Origin of the sequence: Streptomyces zaomyceticus (assembly GCF_014656215.1) — a bacterium.
Taxonomy (GTDB): Bacteria; Actinomycetota; Actinomycetes; order Streptomycetales; family Streptomycetaceae; genus Streptomyces; species Streptomyces zaomyceticus.
The window spans coordinates 42,557-68,487 of sequence record NZ_BNBZ01000036.1 but is presented as its reverse complement, the minus strand read 5'-3'; the positions used below and the strand labels follow the sequence as shown (position 1 = coordinate 68,487).

The window sequence follows — 25,931 nt, the reverse complement described above, 5'->3', positions numbered from 1 at the left end:
GCGCGGGTGCGGCCTGCGTCGTCGCCGGTGGATCTGGATTCCTGTACCCACCAGGGGCATGGCGGCCAGGGCGGCCACGACGGCCGCCGCCAGCGCGCCCAGCAGGTACGCCCGCCGCCGGTCATGCTGCGCCGGGTGCCGGTGAGGACGGGCCCCGGGTACGGGGAAGACCCCGACCGCAGTCGCGGTCGGGGTCTTCCTGTGGCGATGACGTTGCCGGTACGGAGTCCGGTCGGGTCAGTTGGGGTCTCGGAAGGAGATGGTCTGCTGCCTTCCGGTTCCCCAGACGTCGAACTCCTGTGCAAGACCCACCTCGTGTAGGCGGGCGTACTTGCCGAAGTCGTCGCCCAGCGGCTTCAGCCAGTCCTGCCCCGAGAGGTTCTCGCCGTGGTCGAAGTTCCAGTTCTTGTAGATCTGGAGCCGGTAGCTGACCTGGCCGTCCTCCACCGTCCCGCTCGCCCGGTACTGGAAGCTGCGGAAGGCCAGCATCCAGTCCGGGTGGTCCGTGCCCGCGGTGACGCCGATCCAGCCGGAGTCGAAGGACACGGTCTCACCGGGCTTGGAGTTCCGCTCCGCGGATGCGGCCCTCTCCCTGAGGTAGTTCTTCAGCGGACCTTCCGTGACGTCCATGACCAGGTCGTCCACGTCGTCGGGAGCCAGGATGTAGTCCTCGCCCCACCCGTGCGTGTAGTGGTGCAGCAGCGAGGAGAAGTTCGGGAGCCACGGCATCACGTTCCAGTTGATGGCGAGGAGCTGCGCCCTCGCCGCATAGTCGCGGTCCTCCTTGGTCAGGCTGTCCCAGCTGGTCGTGTTCCTGCTGGGCTTCGGGTCGCCACCATCGCGCGTGCGCGTGAGAGAGCTGTACCAGGGCTGGCTGGTGCCGGGGTAGTAGCAGGTGCCGCCCGCACAGCCCGGACCGTGGGACGGGTCCCACGCCGAGTTGTCCTTGTTGGCGCTGCAGCCGTCGCAGAAGAGGCCGCTCTTGTCGGTCCAGTTCACCGGGTTGCTGCCGCTGTACGCGTAGCCGTTCCACTGCTGCGGGTCGTTCGGGTCGATGATCGGGTCTGGGTTGAGGAACCGGCCCGCCACCGGGTCGTACTGGCGGGCGCCGACGTACGTCAGGCCGGTGTTGTCGTCCTTGGTCCCGCCGACGAAGCCCTTCTGGCCTCCCCAGACGCCCGCCGCCGGCTGACTGCCGCGCGGGTTGCCGAAGGTGTCCATCGTCCGGCGGGTGACCGCGAGGGTGTTCGCGTCGATGGTCAGGACGCCCGAGCCGTGGTGGTCGGCCTGCTGGATGGTCAGGCCGCCGGTGCCCACGCGGACCATGGTGAGACCGCCCGGGATCGGGTAGTACCGGGTGCCGGTCAGGGTCTTGGCGACCGTGTCGTAGGTCAGCTCGTCCTCGCCGAGGGTGACCGTGGTCTTCCCGGGGCTGCGGCGGACGATGGGGCTCCCGTTCGCGTCGTACACGTACGAGGTCGTACGGTCCGTCGCCGTCCACTTCTGGCCGGCCGGGACCGGGGTCCCGCAGTCGGCGAGGAGCACGTCCACGCTGTTGGTGGCGACGTCACCGGGAACCCCGATGCAGCGCCCCGACGCCGGGTTGTGGAGCGTGCCGTCGGCGCGCCGGTTCCAGGTCTGCGCGGCGGAGCCGTCACAGGGCTGGTTCTGGATCACGGAGCCGGCCGTGGTACCCATCGCGGTCACGCACTTGTTGAACACCTTGAGCACGTCGCCGGTGAGCGAGTACCGCTGACCGCCGCCCGAGTTGCAGGTGTAGATCTGGATCGGCTGCCCGTTCGCCGAGCTGGCGCCCTGGACGTCGAGGCACTTGCCGCCGACGCCGGTGATGGCGATCGCCTGCGTGAGCGTGTCCATCCGGTTGTCCGGGGTCCACGTCATGCCGGTGGTGCCGGTCTTCGACGTGTACTGGTCCACCGGGTTGCCGGAGCCGTCGTAGCGGTTGCTGCCCGACTTGTTGGCCGTGCTGCCGGTCTTGGTGGTGCTGGAGGTCAGCGCGTGCGGACCGCCCGCGCCCGCACCGTTGTTGACGGTGCCGGCGGCCGGGTAGGCCTGCGTGGTGGTGACGTCCTTGGTGGTGTCCCCGGTCAGGTCCTTGCTGGTGAACGCCGTGCGGTTGCCCGTCACGTCGTACGAGAACTCGTGCCAGTACGGGTTGCCGCCGCCGACCGTGGCTGCCGACGGGGTGGTGTTGGCGCAGGCGCCCTGGTCGGAGGTCTGTCCCGCGCCGGGAGCGGTCAGGCCGCCCTTGTCGGTCCAGGCCGCCGTCATCCGGCCGAGGTGGTCCAGGGTGAAGCACTCCCGGTCGCGCGCGGCCGGGGTGTTGTCCGGCGTGTTGGTGACCGAGGTGATGCGGCCGGACTTGTCGTAGGTGTACGAGGTCTGCTGCACCGCGCCGGTGACCGAGGTCTGCTTGTCCAGCAGCTGGCCCTTCAGGCGCCCCGTGGCCTGGTCGTAGTCCACGGTGGTGACGACCTGCTTCTCGAACGGGTTGACCGTCGAGCGGATCGCCCGGCCGAAGGCGTCGTACTCCGTCTGCACGTCGTACGTGGTGGCGCCGGCGTACTTGTAGAGCTGTCCGTGGTCGTTGTACCAGTAGTTCATGTCGTCGGCCGGCAGGCCGCCGACGGCCGGCAGCAGCGCGGTCTTGCGCTCACCGGTCAGCTTGTCGAAGGTGCTGGTCGCCGTGTAGGTGAAGGTACCGGTCTGGCCGATCTCGCTGCCCGGGATGCTGGTGCGCATGCCGGTCGCGCGGTAGCCGTTGTCGTAGCCGGTGACGGCGTTGGTGTAGGCCTGCCCCCCGGTGCCGCCGACGTAGCGGGTGGACGAGGCCGGCTTGGTCTTGCCGTTGGTCACCGTGTCGTACGTCCAGGCGATGAGCTGCTTGGCGCCGCTCACCGTGCCGTCGTAAAGGCCGGTCTGCCGGTCCATCAGGTCGTACGTGCGGACCAGGACCTTGCCCCGGCTGTCCCTGGAGGACACGACGCGCCCGGCGGTGTCGTAGTCCTGGGTGGTGGTGCCCGTGTCCGGCTCGGTGGCTGTCACCTGCCGCCCCCGGACGTCATACCCGTAGGACCAGGTGTTGCCCGCCGCGTCCTTGCGCGTGGCCGCCTTGCCGTCCGGCGTGTAGGTGTACGTGGAGACCACGGCGTCGGCGGCGGTGCCGGTCACCGCGGGGGTCCGGTACTGCCAGCGGGCCGTGGTGCGGCCGCGCGCGTCGAGGTGGACGCTGCTGGGCCAGGACCCGGCCGGCGGCACGGTGTCCGTGCGGTCGGCGCCCGGGTAGGCGGTGGTGGTACGGCTCTGCTCGACACCGAGTGACCACGTGGCCGCGGCGACGGTGCGGCCCATGCCGTCGTACGTCGTCCTGGTCTGGTTCGGGATGGCGGACTCCGCGGTGGCGGCGAGGGTGCGCACCGGCCCGGAGGCGCTGTTGTACCAGCTCGCGTTGGCGACCCGGACGCGGCTCTGGGAGTCGTACAGCTTGTCGGTGATCAGGCGGCCCGAGTACGCGGGGTTCGCGGGCGAAGCCTGGGTCTGCCGGTCGCGGCCGAAGCCGTCGAGGATGTTGACGCTCTTCAGGTAGACCGGGGTGGTGCCGTCCTTCTTCAGCACGGACGTGGTGACCGCCGTCGGAACTCCCGCGGCCTGCGACAGTGCGTACTCGAACGTCATGTCCGCGTTCGCCTCGGTCGACGGGGCCCGGCCGGGCTTCCACGCCGCGGTGAGGCGGCCGAGGGCGTCGTAACGGAGGGTCTTGGTCTTCCCGTTGGGGTCCGTCACCGTCAGCGGCAGGCCGCGGCGCGGGTCCAGCGTGGTGACCGTGTCCCAGGTGGTGGTGGACACCTGGCCCGGGGCCGGGGCGGACGAGGTCGAGGTGGCCGGCAGCTCACCCGTGGCCGGGCTGTACGTGGTGCGGGTCAGCGCGCCGGACGGGTGCTCGGCGTCCTTGCGGGTCGGGTCGGTGACGGTCAGGACACGACCGTAGGTGTCGTACGTGTTGACGGTCGTGGTGGTGAACTGCGGAGTGCCGTCGCCCGCGTACTGCTCCAGGACCTCCGTGCCGGTCGGGTTGCCGGCTGATCCTGCCTGGCCGTGGGGCTTGCCGTCGAAGAGGACGCGCTTGCGCTCGATGGTGTTGGCCGCGGTGGCCGGCGCCGTGCAGGCGTTGGCCCCGGATACCTTCACCGACTCGGAGACGAGGTTGGTGCGCCGGGGATCCGTGCCGACGGCGTAGACCGAGCGGGTGCAGATGTCCTCGGTGCCGTCGGCCTGGTCGAGCTCGGTCTCGGGGCGGCTTCCGTTCGCCGCGTCCATGACCGTGGTCCGGATGGTCTTCGCCCACGAGCCGTCGGTCTTCTTGAGGCTCGCGGTCTCGGTCCTGGTGGTGAAGGGAACCCTGGCGACCAGGTCGGGGAGGCCGGTACCGCGCGACTGGGTCGCCGTTTCGACCTCGCCGCTGACCCCGGTGACGGAGTGCGCGGCCACGGAGCCGCCGGCCTGGTCGAAGGTCTCCGTCTGGAGCACCTGGCCGGAGAGCCAGTCGTGGTCGGTGACCGTGCGCCCGAGGGCGTCGGTGTAACTGGCGGTGCGAGTGGTCCCGTTCTTGCGGGTGTCGCCGTTCATGCCCTGCCGGTAGGTGGTCCGGACCTGGGACTTGGGGCCGTCGTTGCCGCTGCCGGTGGTGGTGGTGACGGTTGCGAAGCCGCGGAACTCGCCCCAGGTGCGGGTATCGGCCTCGGTGTACTGGTTGTCGTCACGGTGCCAGGCGGCCGGGCCGTACGCGTAGGCGGTGACCTTCTGCGGGGCGTCGGTCGCCGTGTCGTTCTCGGTCAGCGACTTGACCGTGTGGTGGAGGAACCAGTCGAGGACCGGGGTCGCGTCGGCCACCGAGCCCGGGGGCAGCCACCGCACCGGGTAGCAGGCCAGGGTGTTGTCGTCCTCGGCCGGCGGCATCACGTTGTTGCTGCGCGAGCAGGCGGGCAGGTTGTAGTCGACGTTGAGGACGCCGCCGGTCTCGTTGGCGATCTGCTGGATGCGCGGCCGGTTCATGATCGGCGGTGCGGGGACCAGGTCGGTGCCGTCGACGCGGTTCTTCAGCATCACCGGGGTGAACTTCACCGGCGGCAGCGGAACGTTGGGCGTCTCCGTCAGGCCGGTGCGCTGGACCGAGTCGAGCCAGAGGGCTTTCTGGCTGGTGGTGTCCTCGGGGTCGGGGAAGGAGTGCTTCAGCTGGTAGGAGTCGACGCTCTTCCAGACGCCGCCGACCCGCACCTCGGTGAGGACGGAGGCCAGCCGCTTGGTGGTGAAGTAGGTCGGCGCGTACTTGGTGCAGGTGCCGGTGGACTTGCACTCCTGGTCGACGGGCACGTCGGGCCAGTTGTCGCTGTTGGCCGCGGTGCGCTGCGAGGGGTCGCAGGTCGCGGCGTTCTCGCAGCGCTCCAGGGTGGTGAAGGTGACGCGGGCGGCGGGCTGCAGGGTGCCCTTGGCCGCGACCTGCTCGTCGAGCTTCTGGCCGTACTTCACCGAGGCGAGGGCGGTGGCGCGGGTGTACGCGGTCTGCGTGCCGGTACCGTTGTTCTGGGCGCCGCCACGGTTGTACCAGTTGGTTTCGGGGGCCCAGGTGTAGGCGGTGAGGTTCCCGTTCGGGTCCACGACGTGGTCGAGGGAGAGCCGCTGCCACATCAGACACTGCGAGGCGTTGCCCTTGGCCGAGTCGTAGCAGGGGTCACCGCTCTTCGGCGAGTAGACGGGAACGCTGGAGACCGAGTTGGTCGCCGGATCCGTCTTGTCACCGCCCGGCAGGTGGTTGATGCCGAAGTAGTAGACGGTGCCGGCCGGATCGGTGACCTTGGCGTAGGCGCCGTCGCGCACCCCGTTGGCCGCGCCCGACCCGAACTCGACGCGGGTGCCGTCGTCGTTCTTCAGGCGCCACACGCCGGTCGCGGCGTCGCTCGAGGCTCCCGAGGTGGCCACCCGGACCAGCGGTCCGGAGTGCACGCCGAGGGAGAGCGAGGCGTTGTATCCGGACCAGCACAGGTCGCCGGACTTCTCGATGCCGGCGTTGTCGCACATCTTGTACGTCCGCTCGATGAAGCCGGGGTTGAGGTCCCAGCCGTCACCGATCCAGGAGGCCTGTGCGTTGGTGGCCGAGGTACGGCCGTCCACGGTGGAGGAGTCGTAGGCCAGTGACAGGTCGGGGGCGGTGCCGCCGAGCGCGGGCGGTACCTGGATCGGGTAGCGGTACGTCAGCGCTCCCGAGGAGCTGCCCGAGGCCCAGGCCGAGGAGGGGCTGAGGGAAGTGGCCGTGTAGTCGCCGCCGCCGCCCTTCTGCTCGGTGTCGACGGCCAGCAGCAGCGGTGCGGGCGCTGCAGTGGCGGAGAAGGCCGAGCGGGCTCCCGCCGGCGCCGCGGGGGCGCCGAAAGCCGAGACGGTGACGTCCGTGGTCAGCCTGCCGGTCGCCTTGTCGTAACGCGTGGCGAGGGGGGTCCGTACCCGGCAGGAGGTCAGGTGCGGGGTGGTCGCGGCGCAAGCCGGCAGGGTCACCAGGCGTCCGCGGGAGGCGAACCGGCCACCGGTGGCCCGCTGGAGAGCCGCCGTGTCGAAGGCGACGGTGACGGGCGTCCGCGTACCGGTGGCGCCACCGGAGGCGTCCGCGGTCAGGGTGAAGAGGAGTCCGTCTGCTCCCGCCGCGCGGGCGGCCTTCGCGTCACTGCGTACGACCGTGACCGGGGGCGTCGCGCCCTTGGTGCGGCCGGACGGGGCCACCCAGACGGGCAACGCACCGGCGCGGACAGCGGACTTGGCGCTCGGACGGGCCGTGCCGGCGAGACGGGTGATCGGTGCGGCGGGTGCGGATACGGCGTTGCGGGCCGGTTCCGGGCGGGGCGGCTTCACCTTCGCACGAAGGGACTGGGCCTTGAGCCGCACGGAAGCGGTGTGCGGCAGTGGCGTCTTGGGCGGCTGCCAAACCCGGTCGAAGTCCGGCCCGGCCGCGCCGGCCGGCGGGACCGCCAGAAGTGATGTGGCCAGGGCGAGGACCAAGGGAACGGTGACCCGTCTCCACTGTCTCCGCCCAGAGCGGCGCATGCCTGCGTGCGGCATCGCTCGATACCCCCCGAAGTGACTGCCGTTGATCCTGATGATCATCGACTCAAGCGGGGGAAAGTAGCAGTCAACACGACATGCCGTCATCTTCAGCCAATTCGCAAGACGAGTGGCGAGTATCACCCCCTGGCGCAATTGTTGATCTCTCGACCCAAGAGGGACGGAATCGATGGTTCCGCGTTGGAGTGACCGACGAATTCCTGCCAGAGTGCCCCGATCTCTGCGCACCTCGCTCAGAGGCGTACCGCAAGGGGGAGTGGGCACAGGCATGTCCAACGCACGAAGAGCCGGCTCGACGAGGCCGTCTCCGTCAGGTGTGGTCGGGGGGCTCGTAGCCGTGCTGCTGCTGGCCGCGCCGTACACGACCCAGGCCGCGACACCGGGCGGGACGAGCGCCGCCGAGGCGGCGCCGACGGCCGCCGGGCACGCCCGGCCGGCCGCGCAGGAGGCGACGACTCCCGCCGAGAAGGCCCGGGATCAGGCCATCCAGTCTGGAAAAGACGTACCGGTCGCCGAGTTGACGACCGAGCGCAGCACGACGGTCGCCACGCCGCGGGGCACCCTGCGGACCGAGATCCATTCGCTCCCGCAGCGGATGAAGGGCGCGAAGGGCCGCTGGACGGCCCTGGACGACACCCTGGCCGTCCGGGCCGACGGCAGCATCGCCCCCAGGGCCGCGAGTTCCGGCCTCGTCATCTCCGGCGGCGGAACCGGCCCGCTCGCCACGATGACCACCCCTGACGGCAAGAGACTCTCCGTCTCCTCGCCGTTCTCCGGCCCCCTGCCCAAGCCCGTGCTCCGTGGCAACGACGCGGTCTTCGAGAACGTGGCCCCCGACACCGACCTCCAGGTGAGTGCCACCAAGTACGGCGGCTACACCACCGTGGTGGTGCTGCGTACGCCGGCTGCCGCGGCCGACGCCGCCGTCCGGAACCTGGTGTTCCCCACGGCCACCGAGGGCCTGACCCTCAGCAAGGACAAGGACGGCGGCCTGACCGCGGCCAGCGGTTCGGAGCCCGTGTTCCGCGCCCCCGCTCCCCTCATGTGGTCGGGCGGCGAGGCCCGCGAGCCGGGCAGGCGCGGCTCGCGCTTCGCCGACGTCGACGCCCCCACCTCCTCCCCCGCCGCCGACGCGCAGCGGAGCACCGCGGACGGCCCCGGCGCCGGCGCCTCCGTGGCGCGCATCCCCGTCACCTCGGCGAAGGTCGAGGGCGGCAAGCACGCCGAGGGGCAGATCGCGCTGGCCCCCAGCGCCGACCTGCTGGACGGCGCGAACACCGCGTACCCGATCTATGTGGACCCGTCGTGGTCCGTGGACGGCCGCGGCAAGACCCACCACGCATGGGTGCAGCAGGCCTACGACACGGGCAACTACGACCGCACCGGATCCAGCGACCGCGACAAGCCGGGCGTGGGCTACCAGGGCTGGGAGACCCAGAAGGGCATCGAACGCGCCCTCTGGCAGTTCGACCTGAACGGCTACGCGGGCGCCACGATCAACTACGCGAACCTCCGCGTGAGCCAGTACATCTCCGCCGACTGGTCGTGCACCAACAAGTACCCCGTGCACCTGTACCGGGCGGCGGCCTTCAACTCGTCGGTCAAGTGGAGCAACCACACGATCCGCGAGTGGATCCAGAACCAGAGCGTCGGCGGCAACGGCAACAGCGGCGACTGCTACGGCGACATCCCGGTGGACTTCAACGTCACCAACGCGCTGCGCGACGGGATCAAGAACACCTCCACCCCGCTCGCCTTCGCCCTCACCGGCCAGGAGGGCACCGGAGACAAGATCGCCTTCAAGCGGTTCGCGTACAACGCGGTGCTCAGCTCCGAGTACGACTTCCCGCCGCGGGTCCCGGAGAACCCCCGGACCGTGCCCGCACCGCACCGCGAGGTCGCGGGCGACACGCAGGCCTGCGGTGACGTCCCGGCGGACCAGTTCGGCTGGATCTCCACGTCGAGCACCGCCTTCGTCTCCAAGGTCAGCAGCCCCAACCAGGGCCAGCTCACCGAGTGGGTGAACATCTGGGACCACGACACCGGCACGACCCACCACCAGGGCTGGTCCGGCTTCGTCGCCACCGGCACCGACGCCTCCTACACCGTCGGCGGCCTGCAGGACGGCCGCAGCTACGGCTGGGCGGCCCACGGCGACGACGGACTGCTGCGCGGGCCGTCGACCGCCTCGTGCCACTTCTCCGTCGACAGCACCCCGCCCCTGCTGGAGTTCGGCCAGTTCACCGACCCGGCCACCCAGTACCCGCCGGCCGGCAGCGGCCAGGTCTCGAAGCTGGGCCTGGGCGACACGGGCACCCTCCCGATCGTGGCCTCCGACCCGAGCCCGGGCGCCGGCCTGCGCACCTCCGGACTGGCCTGTGTCGAGTGGGGATTCGACCCTCAGCTCTCCGGCGCCCAGCGCACCTGCGGCAGCCCGCTCACCGCGAACAGCATCAGCGTGACGCCCACGCACTGGGGCACCAACATCGTGTACGCACGGGTCCTGGACGAGGCGGGCAACTCCTCGCCGACGCAGTCGTACGCCTTCTACGTTCCGTGGAAGAAGGGCGAGGTCGCGTTCGGTGACACCAGCGGCGACGCCCGGCCCGACATCCTCGTCCCGGACACGGCGGGCAACCTCGTCGCCCATGGCCGAGCCACTGACGGCACCTTGCGCAGCATGATCCCCAGCGGGACCGCCGCCAGCGCCCTCCAGGCCCCCGAGGTGCCCTCGGGCCGCACCTGGAAGGACTACCGGACCGTCCACCGCGGATCGCTCGACCCCGGACGCAACGTCGACGACCTCTTCGCCCACCGGGAGCCGACCGCTCCGGGCGCCCTCGGCGGCGCGGAGTTGTTCGTCTACGACAACACCCTGTCCGACCCCGGCCGGTTCACGCTCGGCACGAAGGGCACGCTCGACAAGCCCGAGTGTGACCCCGCGTACACCAGCTCTTGCAGCGGGTACCACAACGAGGCGACCTGGCAGTACTCCAGCCAGATCACCCCGACCGGCCCCGCGCGCACCACTCGGACGCCCAGCCGGCAGGTGACCGACGCCACCGGCCTGCTGGCCGTTGAGTCCGGTCACCTGTGGTTCTACCCGGTCAAGAGCAACCAGACCCTGGCCGCGCCCACTCTGGTGGACGCGTCCGGCACCTGGGACGACAAGGACCTCATGGTCCCGGGCAACGCCGTCAACATCGGCACCACCGCCGACACCGCTCCCGCCCTGTGGGTACGGAACCGGACGAGCGGCGACATCTTCCAGTACAAGCTGACCACGGCCGCCCGCGCGCTCGACGGGTACCTCGTGGTCACCGGCGTCACCCAGCAGCCCGCAGCCCGCATCGGCTACGGTGTCAAGGGCACCGACTACCCCCGCGTCGGCTCCGAGGGCGATGTGACCGGCGACGACGTGCCCGACTTCTGGGCGGTCGACAACGCCGGCACGCTGCACGCCTGGGCGGGCACCTCCACCGGCATCGCGGTCACCAGCCTGGGCGGGTACCACGTGCGCGGCAACGCGAACGCCCCCACGGTGCAATGGCGCCTGGACGGTGACACGAGGGGCATCCCCGCCAAGAACGCGGCCGGTGTCTCGAACGACGCCACGGCGGCCGGCGTCACGTACGCCACCGAGACCGTCGACGGCCGGGCGCGCAAGGTCGCCGTTTTCGACGGCCCCACCAAGTCGGTGGTGACCGGCCCGGCGAAGCCCGTCGACACCCGGCAGTCCTTCACCATCAGCACGTGGGTCCGGATGCAGACCGTCGGAGGCGTGGTCGTCAGTCAGGACAACGTCCGCGCCAGCGCGTTCATGATCTGGGCGGACGCGGCCAGCTGGCGGTTCGGTCTCGGCCGTGCCGACGACGACACCTGGCCCTACGACTACACGACGACGGTCAATCCGGCCAGCACCTTCAGGCCGGGTGTGTGGACCCAGCTCACCGCGACGTACAACGCCACGACGGGGGCGATGAGCCTCTACGTGAACGGCACGCTCGCCGGCAGCGGCCACCACTCCGCGGCGAGCAGCCCGGCACCGAGCGGCACACTGGTCCTGGGCCGGTACAAGTCCCAGGGCCAGCCGAACAGCTGGCTCACGGGCGCGGTCGCCGGACTGGCCGTTTACCAGAACCACACGCCCCAGGCGACCGCACAGGACCTGCCGATCCGCTACGCGGCCTCCCCCGACTGGTGCCAGGACGCGCCGGAGGGCATCGTGTCGAACGGCACCAGGCCCCAGCTGTGGACCTGCAACGGCACGGACGCGCAGAAGTTCAGCGTCAACGCCAACGGCACTCTGACCCAGAAGGGCCAGTGCGTGGCGGCGAGCGGAAACGGCACGGCCGAGGGCACGGACCTGCTCTTCTGGCAGTGCCTCGGCGAGGGTGGCCAGCAGTGGCAGCCCCGCGCCGACGGCAGCATCTACAACCCGCAGTCCGGCCGGTGTCTGGACCTGTACCAGGCCAACCGTACGTGGGGTACGCAGTTCAAGCTGTGGAGCTGCAACGGCTCCGTCGCGCAGCGCTGGAGCATCCCGACGCTGCTGACCCCGGCGCTGCCGGTCGTTCCGTAGAGCTCACCCGGAGCACTGCACGTCCGTCTCAGTACCTGCACCGCACCGAGGGCCCGCGGCCGAGCCGCGGGCCCTCGGCGCGTGGGCGGTGGATCACTGCGCTGCCCGACGGCTTGTCGTGCACGGGGGCGCGCCCCAGCGCGAGACGCTCAGCGGGGAGTAGAGGAGGAAGAAGGCCGCGCCCCAGAGGGCGGCGGTGGTGCGCCAGATCACACCGGCGTCACGCGCCGCGTTCGTGTTCTCCGCCGCCGCGGCCCTGTCCTCGGCGCTGGTGGTCCAGCCCGCGTCGGCCACCGACGGCGCCACCAGCGTGTGGGGACCCACTGGCGCGCAGGACAGCTCGACGTTCAAGGTCTCCACCAGCTCGGTGCTGTGCCCGGCGGGGATGTCCGTGCAGTCCGCCCGGCTGCATCACCGGAGGCTTCCTTGTGATTTGCACCTGTGTAGCACTTCCTGTCCCCGACTGAAAGGAAGAAATGGCTCGTCCCCCTGCGCTGAAACTCGCTGAGGTCCTGGCGGAGATCCGCATGAGTCCGTCGGCGTTTTACCGTCTGCGTGCCCGCAACCAGCTCCTCGAATGATCAAGCTGCCGAACGGCGAACTCCGCTGCCGCGGGAGAGGCCGAAGCGTCGCAAGCCGTTCGAGGTCCGATGGACGGTCAACGGTCGTGAGCGGTCGGAGTCCTTCATTACCAAGGGGCTGGCCGAGAGCCGTCGCGCGAAGCTCATGACGGCTGCGCGCGACGGTGAGGCGTTCGACGAGCAGACTGGTCTGCCGGCCTCCGAGATCCGCGCCATGAGGCAGCGGACCACCTGGTACGACCTGGCTCATGCCTACATCGATGAGCGATGGGACCGAACGCCTGGCAACACCCGTCGTACCCTCGCTGATGCACTCGCCACCATCACGCCCGCGCTGGTGAGGCGCGAAGCGCGCTACTCGGAGCCGAGGGTTCTGCGGCGCGCGCTGTATTCATGGGCATTCCCGTCAGTGAGCTGATGGAACCAGACGTCGTGCGCAGGGCGTTGGACGCGCTCGGCCGGAAGATCGACGGAGAGTCCGCCGCGGCGAAGACCGCCCTGCGGAAGCGATCGGCCTTCAGCGAGGTCCTCGGAACTGCCGTCGACGAGGGATACTTCGCGGAGATTCCGCTCGCAAGGGTCAAGTGGCAGGCTCCTGGAGTGAGCGAGGAAGTGGACCCGGCCTGCGTGCCGAACCCGACCCAGGGTTTCGCAACGCGTCCGGCGGCTACGTCGATGCAGCGGCCTACGGCAAGACGTGGGAGCGGCCCGTATGAAGGTCCTGGCTCCCCATGAGAAGCCGACGTTCCTCGCCAAGAGGCCCTATGATCTCCGGCACGCCGGGATCTCGTTCTGGCTGCACTCCGGCGTGGATCCCGCCGAACGCGCGCGCCGGGCCGGCCGGAGCATCCAAGTGCTCCAACCGGCTCATCGAGGAGTCGATGCAGGAGTGGAGCCGGCGCAGCGAGGACAGCAGCCCCAGGGGCTGAGCCGCAATCTGGCCCGTGTATGGCCCGGAACTGCTGGTCAGGACTGGGATACGGGTGGGATGAACTGGAAGAAGAGGGGTATTTCGATGCCTCCCCCACGGGAAGGCTCGAGCGCTCCAAGAAGGCGCCTGACCCGGGGAAAACCCCAGGTCAGGAGCCTTCCTTCGTGCCGCTAGAAGAAGCCGAGCTTCTTCGGCGAGTAGCTGACCAGCAGATTCTTCGTCTGCTGGTGGTACGCGCCTCGCGCGGCCGCTGACCAGCGGAAACGGCCACGACTCGGCCAAGCTGCAGGCGGCTGGTCCGCGTATGGCCCGGATCTTGGTCAGCCTCGTCCCGACGCTGTGTCCGATAGGTCGCGCGACCTGCCCCTGGTGGATCGTTTCGGTCGTTGTGACGGGGTGATCTCTCGGATGAGGAATGGGCTGGGCTGGAACTGCATCTGGCGCGGGGCGGGGTGGGCGGTGGTAGCCCCCTTGCGGCCAGCTATCCGCCCGGCCCGCAGTCTCGCGGCGCCGGGCGGCTGTGCTTTGAACGGTCGGCGGCCGTGAGTATCGGTGAGAGAGTGGGGCCGGTCTCACGCACGCGTGGGGACGCGGGACCGGCCGTGGGCGCCCGTCCTCCAGGGGGTCCGTGACGACTGTACGGCGGCGCGGAGTGGGGTGTGCAGGTCCGGGGCCGCTGTCAGAGGTCTATTGGCCGCCAGGATGAGGTACGTCAGCTCACCGAGGATCCCTCAGCCGCCCGGCGAGCGTGAGGCATCAAGAGCCGTCCCCTGACGATGCCGTGTCCTGGGGATAGGCCGCTTTCAGGACGTCAGCGAGGCGCCGGATTTCTGCCGGGTCCTCCGTTCCCGACACGGCGATCTTTGCCGTACCCAACTTGATTTCGACCGCCGCTGATGCCTCGCCACGCGATTTGAACCAGGTGGAGATGACTTGGACGAATCCAGGAAGTGCCAGCGTCCCGGAGATCGCGAGGGTCAGTACATCGAGACCGTCCCCGAGAGTGCCGGCCGCCGGTTCGGTGTTCCTCAGCTGGAACCTTCCCATCGTGCGCGTGCTGGGATCGCGTACGAGGAACCTCTTGAGGTCCTCAAGCTGTCGCCCTCCGTCGGCCTGACGGATCTCGATGGTTTCAGTCATTATTACCCCCATCTATTGGCCATGATTTCTACTTTGTCACCGTCGCCGCCGATCTGGCGTCCGGGTGTGGGAATTCCGCGAGCCTTTGCGACGCGCTCAATATAGCGGAACAGCGTATCGGCGTTGATCACTGGCGGGCCTTGAGGAATGCCGTTGCGCAGCGCGTCGACGAGGTGTCCGGTGAAGGTGGTGAAACGCTCGCCGGCGGGTGCGAGCGCTGGTGTAGTGGCGTTCGCCGACGTCAAGACGTAGGTGCCGTCTATGGCGGCTGCGCTAGCGAGGTCTTCGGGTTGCCCGAGGATGTCCAGTGCGGCGCCGCTGTAGCAGCTGTCGAGGATCACGATTCTTTTGCCGATCTGGCTGTCGGCGATTTGATTCCGTAGCTCGTTGAAATTGAGTGCGGACCATGAACGTGCCTTTGAGGATCGGACAAGACCAAGCAGAAGCCTCCCGCGGGCGTCGGTCCAGCCGTGCCCGGCGAAGTAGACGAGCAGGGCGCCGCCTGTCGGGTCGGCGGCCTCGGACGCCAGATCGATGGCTTCGTGCACTTCTGAATCGGATTCCGGGTTCTTCACTGCGAAGACGTTTTCGCTGGGGATCCCCATGCTGCTGATCATGATCTCTTGAAGGGAATCAATGTTGTTTGCGATGGACGGCACAGGGGGCAATTTCTGGTAGTCGGAAACGCCGATCAATACCGCTGCACCCTTCTGCCAGCAGGGAAGAGCCAGATGCGTTGAATCACCTCTAGCTTGAGTGCCCTTCGTGACGTTCTGCGTAAGCGGCACGTATAGGGTGCCGCCGTTGCGTCGCAGCATTTCGAGTTGCTCTTGTGCCCGCCAGATCTGCATTTCTCCGGCGGCTTCTGCTGTGTTGTCGGGTGCGTCTGAGCCTGCGGGGCCAAGGAGGCTGGCGCTGACTGGTTCGTGCTCATACGACATGTATGCGAGGGTGTTTGATGGATGCGCGTACAGATTGCTGTCAGCGACTCCTCTGCCGATGTATCTACCGCTGGTCAGGTTGGCGTACTGGGCCGCGTTGGTTTCGACGATTTTGCAGGTGAGGTCGAGGTAGTCGTGGATGGTGTCTGCGTCGCGGTACTGGAGGACGCTGCGGGTGATCTCGCGTTTCCACTCGCCGGCGGAGGTGGTGCTGCCGTTGCCGGTGTTGATGGCGGGTTCGTAGGACAGCAGGTCGGGCAGGGCGGTGACGAATGGTGGGCGCAAGTCCAGTTGTGAGGCGAGCTTCTTGGAGCTGAGGTATGCCTTGCCGGGGTCGCTGGGGGTGACGGGCTTGTTGTCCCAGAGGTCGATCATGTGCTTGAGGACGCGGATGAAGGGCTTGCCTGCCCATCCCGCCATGTCGGGTATGGCGTAGCAGGCGGCGAGGGTGAGCCGGATGGTGTCGTTCTCGTCTATGGGGCGGTGGTCGGCGACGGCGGTGGTGTAGCCGTAGCCGGCGCCGAAGGGAGTGTGGTTGCCGATGCGAGGGAGGGCGCGCAGGAGGGCCTCAGCGTCGGTTCTGCGTTTGGTGTCGAAGTAGTGCTGCACGTAGCCCCAGAGGGGCCACTGGCCCTTCTCGTGCCAGGAGCTTCCCAAAAGCATGAGAAGGAGCCGCTGATCGCTGGTGATTTCCGCGTCGCGCAGTGCGTTCAAGGGGACCTCTTCTAGGGTGCCGTGCGGGTGGCTTCCCGGCCCGTATCCGGGGTGCGGGCACTCTATCGATACGCCCCAAGTCCGGTGATCGAACTTTACGGAACAGGCAAGTCGTCCTCAGCCCACCACGCACCGCAGGATGCGGGACCCCGCCCCGCGCTCCCGCATTTTCCCTTCGACCCCAGCCCGAGGCGGCAGGAGGGTCGAGGTAGCTTGCCTGTTCCGTAAAGTTAAAGATCTCGATCACGAAGCTCTTCGCGCCTGGCCGCGCTGCGCAGCGGGGGAGTGGTGGGAGTCGTCCGGATGCGCTGCGCCAGCCGCAGCCGGACAGTGGAGACATCCGCACCATCGGGAGCCGCCATGTACAAGGGCTTGCAGCCTCCCAGTACCGACCTCGACGACGTCAGCGACGACACCGAGCTCAGCCAGTACGGCGACGTCATCTACTTCAAGGACGCTCCACACGCCGGATCCGGCGTGTGGTGGGGCCTGAGCCTCTGGACTGACCACCTCAGCGTCGACGAACTCGCCCGCCGCGTACGCAGAAGGCGAGCGAACGGAGCTGACCGGGCTCGCTACACCACCGCCGGCGCTCTACGCGAGGCCCAGTTCTGCATCTACCACAGCCGGGACGAGGGCCACGTCACCGTCATGCGCAAAGCCGCCGCCGTACCCTGGACGCAGGAAGACCGCGACGCGTTCAACGCCGCCTTTACTGAACCCGAACCGGCAGGAGGCACCCCGTGAACTACATCGCCCGGTGGCTCCTCAAGCCGCACACAACTATCACCACCCTCGACGCCTGGGACGCCGGCCCCGCCGCCGCCCTGCTCAAACACGACGATGACCGGACCGAACTCCTCTGGAAGGTCTGGGACCTGCCCGAAAACGAGGTCTGGCTCCGCACCCCCCTCCCCGACCACCTCGCCCGCGACCTCAAGAAGAACCCCGACCTCCTCATCCCCGAAGTGCTGAACCAGACGCCAAGCGCCGAGGGCATCATCGAGGTCTACTCCACACACTCCCGGGCCGTCATCATCACCCTCCCATACGCGTCCGGCAGAACCGCCTCACCTGAGGTCGAGATCGCCACGCATGTTGCGGAGTACGCCACCCAGTACCCCGCCATCGCTCTCCACATGGCCCAGCTCGCCGCCGCATCACCGCTGTTCCGACGCACCTTCTGACGGTGACGCAGGTCACGCGTCGATCGAGGTTGTACCGGGAACACCTCGGCCCCAACCGGTCGTTGGGGCGTGTGGTTCCCGCTGGTGTTCGAAGGGGACCGGTCTCCTGAAGTCTGAGGCACCGGTACAGGTTCGTATTCGGGCGATGACACAGCAGCCAAGCCGTACTGAGCGTGAAGGCCAGCAGCGCCCAGATAGACCACCTGTCATCAACGGCAGGGTGGTCAGGCTGGGCTGCCACCGTGGCATCGGTCTGACCCCCTGTTTGTGGGGAGGAACCCGGTGCAGATCAACAAGCTCCTGGCCGTCATCGTCGTCGTCCTACTCGCTGTCATCGTCGCGTTCGTCGCGGAGCGCATGGTGTCGCGGTATGGCGCCCCGAAGCGCGTCGCCCTGCCGACCAGCGGCGCGGCTTTCCTGGGTGCGGCGGGACTGGGGATGGTCATCCTCGGCTACCTGACGCCCAGCTGAGCGGGCTGGGTGCGGTGCGACAGCTGGGTCCCACCGCACCCAGGCCACCAGGACGAACGTCTACGTCCGGCCGTGTGAGCACTGCCCCGACCCCCGCGCCGTCCTTGACGCCTAAAGGGTGTTGCAGAAGGTCGGCTTCGAGCAGGCCTGAATAGCGCTTGGCCTGCTGGTTCACCGGGTCATGGCGAGGTTGTGCATGGCGGCGACGGCCTGGACGGCGTGGTGGAGGCCGTCGCCTCGTTGGCGGCAGTCGCGCAGGATCTTCCAGTTCTTCATCCGGGCGAAGGTGTGCTCGACGCGGGCTCGCACCCTTCGGTGCTCGGCGTTGTCCTCCTCCTGCCCGCGCAGGAGGGGACGGCCGGCTCTCTTGCGGTGCGGGACGATCAGGCCGGTGCCGAGGTAGGCGCCGTCCGCGATGACCGTCGTGCCCGCCGCCAGGGCGGGCAGGTCCGACTCGCGCCAGACATGTGCGTCGGCCTTGTTGCCTGGCGCCGGCCGGGCCGCCGCGATGACCAGGCGTGTGTCGGCATCGATGATGACCTGCACGTTCGCCGAGAACCGGTAGTTGCGGGACGAGGCGCCGACCTTCCGGTCGCGGACCGGGATCAAAGTGCCGTCCACGATCCACAACCGTTCGGTGTCCGCCACCGGCCGCGGAGCCCGCTCGAGCGCCAGCAGCGGGCGCAGCCGCTGGATGACCCGGCACACCGTGGCCGGCGAGATGCCGAACAGCGGCGCCAGCTGCCGCATGGTGAGGTTCGTGCGGTAGTACACGGCCACCAGCAGCACCCGGTCCGGCAGCGGCAGACACCACGGACGGGCACCACCGGGCCCGTTCCCGCCCCGTTCGCGCACCGCCTTCACCAGCTTCGCGAACCGATCCATCCGCAAGCCCGTGAACGTCTCCACCCACACCGGCTCAGCCTGCAACACCCCACCCATACAGGCAAAATGCCCAGAACTGAGCCTTCTGCAACACCCTTTAGCTTGATCTTTAACATGCGCCGTCGAACGGTGCGTCGTACTTGATCACCCGGTCCGGTATCCGCCGTACATGGAGGCGGCCTTCGTCTGAACATGTGCTCCGACCAAGGAACACACACGTCCAGCACGAAGGCCGTGAGGATGAGTCTGCTGCATCACGATGCCCTGCGAGAGCCGCTGGCGGAACTGTCACGCTTCCGGGGCGAGTTCTACTCCTGCCTGACCGCTCGTTCGGACGCTCTGTTCGAGCTGGCGGACGCGGTTCTGTGTGGGGACGGGCCGGTGAGGTCGCTGGTCGAGCTATCGCTGATGGGCGAACACCGCCGTGGTCACGGCAGTCTCTACGCCGCCCTCGCCCAGGGCCGCATCGATGCCGACCGGATGCGACAAGCCCTGGCCTCGGTGACGTTGCCACGAGCCGCCGACGGCCGGCTGGTCCTGGCCGTCGACGTCACGTGCTGGCTACGGCCGGACGCCCACACCTCACCGCAGCGGATCCTGTGTCACACCTATGGCCGCGGCAAGGACCAGCACATCCCCGTTCCCGGCTGGCCCTACTCGATCATCTGCGCTCTGGAGCCCGGCCGCAGCTCGTGGACCGCACCGCTGGACGCGGTGCGTCTGGCACCGGGGGACGACACCGCCAATGTCACCGCCCAGCAGTTGCGCGACCTGGTCGAGCGGCTGATCACCGCAGGTCAGTGGCAGGCGGGCGACCCTGATGTCCTCGTCATCGCGGATGCCGGATATGACGCGCCCCGCCTCGCCTTCCTGCTGCGGGACCTGCCGGTGCAGGTGCTGGCCCGGATGCGCTCGGACCGTGTCCTGCGCCGGCCGGCCCCGACGCGGCACCCTCACACCAGGGGTCGTCCGCCCCGGCACGGCGGCGAATTCGTCTTCGGGCACCCCGACACCTGGGGCAACCCGGACACCGAAACCGTCACCGCGACCCGCCTTTACGGCACCGCCCTGGCCCGGGCCTGGGACCGCCTCCACCCCAAGCTCACCCACCGCTCGTCCTGGGCCGCGGCCGACGGCACCCTCCCCATCGTCGAGGGCACCGTGATCCGTCTGGACATCGAGCATCTGCCCAGCGGAGCCACCCCGAAGCCGGCCTGGCTGTGGTGGTCGGGCACCGACGCCACCGAAGCCGACACCGACCGGCTTTGGCAGGCGTATCTGCGGCGCTTCGACATCGAGCACACCTTCCGCCTGTTCAAGCAGACCCTCGGCTGGACCCGCCCGAAGATCCGCACCCCCGAGGCAGCTGACCGCTGGACCTGGCTGATCCTCGCCACCTACACCCAACTCCGTCTCGCCCGGCCGCTGGCAGCCGACCGCCGCCGCCCATGGGAGAGGCCCGTCTCCTCAGACAGGCTGACCCCGGCACGTGTCCGCCGCGACTTTCGGCACATCCGCCCGACAGCCGCCTGCCCAGCCAGAGCACCGAAACCCTCCCGCCCCGGCCCAGGCAGGCCACCAGGCCGCAAGAACATCCGACCCACCCCACGACACGACGTCCACACCCCTCGCAAGACGGGCACCACCACGTCCCGGAACAAGAAGTCGACCACCCCACGGCCCCGCCGCACAGACCAAAGGGCAAGTCAGTAATCCGGACGTTGAGGCACACACCGCACTCGTTGCATCTAGCCCCTCTAGACGAATGAATCTAGCGGGGATAGACTTTCCGTCATATCCCAACGGAAGGCGTCGAGTATGGATCTGCCTAAGATTGTGGCCCACCGGACCGAGGGCGGGTGGATGCTCGAAGCAGAGGGCCTCGCCCCCGCCTACGTTCGCCGCCTGAGCGAAGCGGCAGATTGCGGATATGCGCTGATGAAAGCCGCCAACGTGCCCGGGGCCGATAACGGCATCCAGCTCACGGTCGACCTTGGCGACGAGCTCAACCAGCGTGTCAAGGCTGCAACCCAGGCGACGGTTGACGCCTACAAGGCGCAACTTCAGGCAGCAAGAGAACTCCGGCGAACGGCGTCAGCCCTCAAGAGCCAGGGCATGACCGGCCGGGACATCGCTCACGTCCTACATATCTCGCCTCAACGCGTCTCTCAACTACTCGCTCAGTCCGTCACCGTCGAAGGTTAAAGATCAAGTTAGGCCGGGTTGTGGCCCTGCTGGCTCGCCTCTCGGACAAGCAACGTGATCGGATGCTGCATGCTCTGGACGGTCCGTCCCGGCGGGAGCCTTCGGTGAGTGCCCCACGGTTCGTGCCCCTGCTGACCAGAGCGGGTTCGTCCTCGGTTGTCGTCCGTACATGCATCGTGGATACCTGAGATGTACCCCAAAGAAGTCTCACCGGTTCGCTGGCGGGCTTCTTCTTCGTCCTTCGTCGGCTCGCTCGGGTGCAGCTGGATCAGAGTCTTGCCGCGGTGCGAGGCTCGGGGTGAGGTTGGGGGACGAAGGCGGTCCTTCATGTCATGCCAGCGCGGATACGAGCGTAGAGGTAGTGGTCGAGCGGGTGGGGGCGTCTTGAGGGTGAGATCGGGGAAAGGGGTGCTGGAACTTCCCAGCGATGAAGGCATGGGCGGCGGCGTACCACCGGTCGACTATGGCGGCCTGCTGCTCGATTGCGTAGGAGGACCACGGCTTGGCCGCGTCGCCCGCACCGCAGGTGAGCCAGGGCGAGCAGGGCCTGTCTCGAGGCGGGGAGAAGACGCCAGCGCGTCCCGATCCCCTGCTGTCTGGCCTTCAGCCGCCCGGTCAGGAGCCGCAGGATGCGATGGGGCACATCGACCGAGGATGGGTGTACGAGCACGCGAAGCTCCGGGCGGGCACGGGTGATCTTGGTCGAGATCCGTCTATCAGGAGCTTCGCCATTGCGCAGGCATGTCCAGCTCGCGGTCAACACCGCCAGTTTGGCAAAGGTTCAATGTCAGACCTCGGTTATAGGGTCCGTACGGTGAGGTGCCTGGGCGTGTGACCCTGCGCTGTGTCGGGGAGGACACATGGCTCTGTTGACTTCGGCGCTGCTAGCGAAGGCAGCCATGCCGTGGGCTGGCAAGCTCGCGCTGAGCGGGTTCACGAAGGTTTTTCGCAGGCCCAAGGTGGCGCGTGCCGCGGCCAAGCGGGCGACTGAGGCCGGGATTCCAGTGAGGGCGAAGTCGCTGCGAGTCTGGCTGGCGCGTAAGGACACTGGCGAACAGCTGCGTACATGTACTGAGGCATCACTCGACCAGGCGGCTGGACGCCTCGCTTACATGATGCCTGGCGGTAGCGCTGAGGAACGCCGTCGTAATGCGCTGCAGGTGCTGTGGATGGTGATGGAGGAGTCGGTGCGTGCTGCCGATCCCTCGCAGGCGGCCCTTCTCGTCGGTACCTGGGGGCTGCAGACCACGAAGGAGGAGGGACAGAAGACCCGGGACCAGATCCAGGAACTCCGTCAGGATGTGCGAGGCCGCGACGGTCTTGAGCAGGCCGTGAGTACGCTCAGTTCCTGGGCAGCCGAGGAAGCCCGCCACCTCGCCTCGTCGTGGCCAGGAGTGATCAAGTGCATGGGCATTTTGCACACCCTGGGGCGGCAGCGCGGAGATGTCCTGCGGCAGTGGGCGGATACCCATCCGGCCTGGCTTGAGGACGCCCCAGCCGGCGCCTACGCCTGGCTAGGACATCTTGCGGCCGACTATGACGTTGCTGGTGCGGCCCGGCATTTCTTCGATATGTGTTTGCGAGAAGGGGGGCATCCCCGGGACTACTACACGGTGCTGGCGGCGCTCCACCCGGAGGACGGGACGGAGGAGGATGCACGCGCCTACCTTGCTACACACGGGGAGGGGAGCTCGTCCCCTCTCCTGGCAGCGTTCCGTGGTTTTCTCGACGGCGCGTGGGAGCAGGGCTTGGTAGACCTCAGACGGTGGGAATCACACGATGCGCGATCAGCGGCCATCAAGACCCACTTTGAGGCCAAGGCGCTGCTCAACCTCCAGCGATTGGAGGAGGCACTGGCAGTACTTCGAGGGGCCGACGAGTCCGCCAGCGGTATCGGATTGACCCTGGCCGCCACGCTCTTGGAGCACGCCCGCAGCAGCCGGACCACGAATAGGCTCGGTGCCGGCCAGGAGGCCCTGGCCGTGGCCCTCCGCGCTAGGAACAACCGTCGGAGCTGGTCGGGCGACAGCACCGAAGCAGCTGTGCTGGCCGTACAGGCGGCGGTGGTGAGCGAGGACTTGGCCCTGGCGTGGAAGCTTGCCCGGCCGGTGCCGGAAGGGGAAGCCGAACCGCATGAGGCCGAAGACCCCCGCATGGGCATGCAGACCGCCCTGGTTGCCGCGATGACGGGACGGTGGCGGGAGGCCGAGGAACTGGTGCAGTGCATGCCACATGGGTTCGCGCGTGCGCATGCCTCGGCGGTTCTCGCGGAATCGAGGGAGGGACGCGGCACGAACACCGCGGAGGTTCAGCGGTTGTGGCAGGAGGCATGGGAAGTCGCTGGCACGGAGAGCGAACAGTTCACGGCTGCGGCTGGCCTGGCCTCCAGCGGTGCGGACCTACCCGACCTAAGCCACCTCGAACCCCTCTTCGGCGAGCGCGTTGGGGAACTCGAACTTCTCGCCCGGGCCCTGCACGCTGAGGGGAGCGATCCGCTCAGCCTGCTGCGTGCCAACGTCACCAGGAGCCCGGCCATCGTGGTCGCACTTGCCGAGCGCTACCACCGTGCCGGCGATATCGCTCTGGCTGCCGAGACTCTCAGAGACGGTTCCGCCGAGTGGAACGACGCGCGGCTGATGGCCATGGCTGCGGGCCTGTTCCTGGAAGCCAAGGACCACCGGCAGGCTGGTGAGTGCGCACAGGAAGCACTGCGGATGGCCGGACCGCGCTGGGCCGGGCAGGGACGCATGTACGCGCTCCTCGTTGAGGCCGAAGCCGCCGACGGGCGCTACGACCGCGCTACGGATGCGGCCCTGCGCCTTCTCGAACTCGACCCCTTGGACATCGACGCCCGCTGGGCCCTGGTCAAGTGCTACGCGCTCCGCGGCCTGCTTGACCTGGCGTGGCAGGCTCTCACCACCGGCGGGCAGGGGCAGCCCCTCGACCCGCGCAGCTCGGACGAGACAGCCCTGTGGGTCATGCTCGGGGCACGCTCCAGCGTCGACCCGCACTTCACCGGGCGGGCCCTCACACTGACGCAGCGCTGGCGCGATGACAGTGACCTAGTCGGAAAGGTCCTGGCCAACCTGCATTGGCGTGCCGTCCAGCCTGCGCTGTCCCTCTCCGAACATGACGGAGAGCAGCTCCGCACCGCCACCGCCGCGTACCTGGAGCGCTTCCCCGAAAGCACTGTCTTTCGGGCCGTCCAGATCGGACCTGAGGACGATCCCCTCAAGAACATTGCCGACGAACTACGTCGTTCCCATGAGAACACTAAGGAGCTCCACCGCAGGACCGCCGCCGGCGAACTGCCCGCTGGCATGCTCGTCCTGTCCTCCGGTCGCAGCTACGCCGAGATCCTGCTGCGCCCCTCCGCCGAACGTCCGCACGTCTACGCGGCTGACGCCGTCACCCACCCGGCGGAGGCCGCAGCCGTGCAGGCCGCTCGCTCAGGACGAGTGGCCGTGGACACCAGCGCCGCTGTCACCCTCGCCCTCCTGGAACCGGGCGTCGCCGAACGACTCATGGGTCACCCCCGATCACTCGTGACGACCGACCAGCTCTTCACCGACGCACTGCACGCGCAGGAATCACTCGCTCTACGTTCCGACATGGTGCTCACCTGGGACGAAGGCGATGCCCGTCCTGCCGTCCGTACCACCTCTGCCGAACAGCTCACGCAGATGCGGACCACCTCGGCGCGTCTCGTCGAGGTGGTGCGGGCAATGCCTCGCGTGCCTCGGCCTGAACTACGCAGCCTGCGGCAGCTGCCTGTCCACAGGACCAACACACAGTGGCTGACGGCTCTCGATTACGCCAAAGAGCACGGTCTCGTCGTGTGGTGCGACGACCGGGTCCTACGGGCCGTCGCGCGGTCCGAAGGCGTGGGGACCTTCGGCACCCTCGCGCTCCTCGACGCCCGTGTCGACGCTGGCTTGACCACGCCAGAGGAAGCTGTGCTGACTAAGGCGGAGCTGCTGCGGAACCACTACGTCGACATCCCCTTCTCCGCCGGCCTCTACGACGCTGCCGCGCTGGCCGACGGCTGGCAGGCCGGAGCCGTCGCCATGGCCCTCTCCCGTCCCTCGGCCTGGACCGACGCAAAGGCAACCGCCGCTTTCGCCCTCGACGCCGCCTCCCGCGCCATTGGCACTCTGCCGCACGAGGCCACAGGATGGATCAGTGCCGCGTATGGCGGTCTTCACCGAGCCACGCTCCTCAGCCACCGGCCGCGTAACCTCCAGGCGTTCTCGCTGCAGGTCCTCATGCAGCCCTGGATCTCATCAGCAACCCTTCCCTTCGCATGGGCAGGGCTGCGCGCTGGCGCGGAAACTGTAGGCGACAGCGGTACTTCTCTGGAAAAGGCACTTTCCCTTTACTACTGTGCCCTCGCCGAAGAGTTGACCCCCCTAGTTGCCGCCGGCACCTTGACCGCCATGTTCGTCCATACCGATGAAGCGGACCGAGCCATGGCAGCCCGCGTAGTGCTGACCTCCCCCGAGCACTGATCGGTTTCCACGCGGCCATTGATCGGGCCAGAAGCCGATCGCTCATCCGTGGCGCCGACTGAGGCCGGCGCCGACTCCTGCCGAGGAGTCCGAGCGTGATCTCGACCTGGCGGGTGATCGGTGACGTCGGGCGAGGACGAGCTAGGCAGGGTCGTGACCCTGCTGGCTCGCCTCTCGGCCGAGCAACGTGATCGGATGCTGCATGCTCTGGATGGTCCGTCCCGGCGGGAGCCTTCGGTGTGCGCGCCGCGGTTCGTGCCCTTGCCGACCAGAGCGGGTTCGTCTGCGGTTGTCGTCCGAACACGCATCGTGGAGGGCTGAGCCTGCAGATGAAGCAGGCTGGATATCGGGTGAGGCGCTGGCGGTTACCTCACCCTAATCACGCCTCAGCACTGTGGCCCTGGTCGCCTGCTCGCCCACTCCCTCACTTGCTTGATCGTCTCGTCCGGCGTAGGCATCGCCGAGTACACCACAAACTCCGCGTAGTGGCGACGGCCTGGACTATGTCACTCATGTGATCGCGGCGGCCGAGGGGGACGGGTCAGCGCCCGCCGGTTCTTGAGGTGGGCGATGCCGTGCCTGACCCAGATGCGTCGGGAAGAGTACGCCGTGTGCTGTCGCTCCTGGGGGAGAGTGACTGCAGTGGTGATGGTCATGC

General features: G+C 68.4%; 13 protein-coding genes and 1 pseudogene. 8 read left to right on the top strand and 6 right to left on the bottom strand.

Annotated elements, in window-relative coordinates; genetic code table 11:
• Positions 1-237 precede the first annotated feature (237 nt).
• Positions 238-7,065, bottom strand: coding sequence for a ricin-type beta-trefoil lectin domain protein (locus IE311_RS31500; protein ID WP_189835268.1), 6,828 nt, complete (start codon positions 7,063-7,065; stop codon positions 238-240).
• A 400-nt stretch (positions 7,066-7,465) separates the two neighbouring features.
• On the opposite strand from IE311_RS31500, the gene IE311_RS31495 reads away from it, so the two are divergent.
• Complete coding sequence (locus tag IE311_RS31495; RefSeq protein ID WP_189835267.1) at positions 7,466-11,710, top strand: ricin-type beta-trefoil lectin domain protein; 4,245 nt, start codon at positions 7,466-7,468, stop codon at positions 11,708-11,710.
• A 93-nt stretch (positions 11,711-11,803) separates the two neighbouring features.
• On the opposite strand, the gene IE311_RS31490 is transcribed toward IE311_RS31495, so the two are convergent.
• Complete coding sequence (locus IE311_RS31490; protein WP_189835266.1) at positions 11,804-12,070, bottom strand: hypothetical protein; 267 nt, start codon at positions 12,068-12,070, stop codon at positions 11,804-11,806.
• A gap of 195 nt (positions 12,071-12,265) precedes the next feature.
• Between IE311_RS31490 and IE311_RS37255 the strand changes: the two genes are divergently transcribed.
• Positions 12,266-12,709: a hypothetical protein gene (locus IE311_RS37255; protein ID WP_308439844.1), complete on the top strand. Its 444-nt coding sequence runs from the start codon at positions 12,266-12,268 to the stop codon at positions 12,707-12,709.
• A gap of 1,269 nt (positions 12,710-13,978) precedes the next feature.
• Here the strand turns inward: IE311_RS37255 and IE311_RS31480 are convergent.
• A complete protein-coding gene (locus IE311_RS31480; RefSeq protein WP_189835265.1) occupies positions 13,979-14,362 on the bottom strand; it encodes an effector-associated constant component EACC1 in 384 nt (127 codons plus the stop codon).
• 2 nt (positions 14,363-14,364) lie between these two features.
• Positions 14,365-16,017 (bottom strand): caspase family protein, encoded by a 1,653-nt coding sequence (locus IE311_RS31475; protein WP_189835264.1) that lies wholly within the window; start codon positions 16,015-16,017, stop codon positions 14,365-14,367.
• A gap of 360 nt (positions 16,018-16,377) precedes the next feature.
• Between IE311_RS31475 and IE311_RS31470 the strand changes: the two genes are divergently transcribed.
• From IE311_RS31470 to IE311_RS31460, 3 genes are all read left to right on the top strand, one after another.
• Complete coding sequence (locus tag IE311_RS31470) at positions 16,378-16,764, top strand: hypothetical protein (RefSeq protein WP_189835263.1); 387 nt, start codon at positions 16,378-16,380, stop codon at positions 16,762-16,764.
• Positions 16,761-17,204, top strand: coding sequence for a hypothetical protein (locus IE311_RS31465; protein ID WP_189835262.1), 444 nt, complete (start codon positions 16,761-16,763; stop codon positions 17,202-17,204). The genes IE311_RS31470 and IE311_RS31465 overlap by 4 nt, the downstream gene beginning before the upstream one ends.
• A gap of 282 nt (positions 17,205-17,486) precedes the next feature.
• The gene (locus tag IE311_RS31460) at positions 17,487-17,675 is read left to right on the top strand and encodes a hypothetical protein (RefSeq protein ID WP_189835261.1); all 189 of its coding nucleotides are present in this window, start codon (positions 17,487-17,489) and stop codon (positions 17,673-17,675) included.
• A 171-nt stretch (positions 17,676-17,846) separates the two neighbouring features.
• Here IE311_RS31460 and IE311_RS31455 read toward each other — a convergent pair whose 3' ends face one another.
• On the bottom strand, positions 17,847-18,617 hold the full coding sequence (locus IE311_RS31455) for a transposase (protein ID WP_189835260.1): 771 nt from the start codon (positions 18,615-18,617) through the stop codon (positions 17,847-17,849).
• Between the two features lie 183 nt (positions 18,618-18,800).
• Between IE311_RS31455 and IE311_RS31450 the strand changes: the two genes are divergently transcribed.
• Positions 18,801-20,273 (top strand): NF041680 family putative transposase, encoded by a 1,473-nt coding sequence (locus IE311_RS31450; protein ID WP_189835259.1) that lies wholly within the window; start codon positions 18,801-18,803, stop codon positions 20,271-20,273.
• Between the two features lie 105 nt (positions 20,274-20,378).
• Entirely contained in the window at positions 20,379-20,765 is a 387-nt protein-coding gene (locus IE311_RS31445) for a hypothetical protein (RefSeq protein ID WP_189835258.1), read from the top strand.
• Between the two features lie 514 nt (positions 20,766-21,279).
• On the opposite strand, the pseudogene IE311_RS36960 reads toward IE311_RS31445, so the two are convergent.
• Positions 21,280-21,435 (bottom strand): annotated as a pseudogene (locus IE311_RS36960) (IS5/IS1182 family transposase); the annotation flags it as partial.
• A gap of 190 nt (positions 21,436-21,625) precedes the next feature.
• Here IE311_RS36960 and IE311_RS31440 point away from each other — a divergent pair.
• Positions 21,626-25,273, top strand: a complete 3,648-nt coding sequence (locus tag IE311_RS31440; RefSeq protein WP_189835257.1) for a tetratricopeptide repeat protein — start codon at positions 21,626-21,628, stop codon at positions 25,271-25,273.
• Positions 25,274-25,931 lie beyond the last annotated feature (658 nt).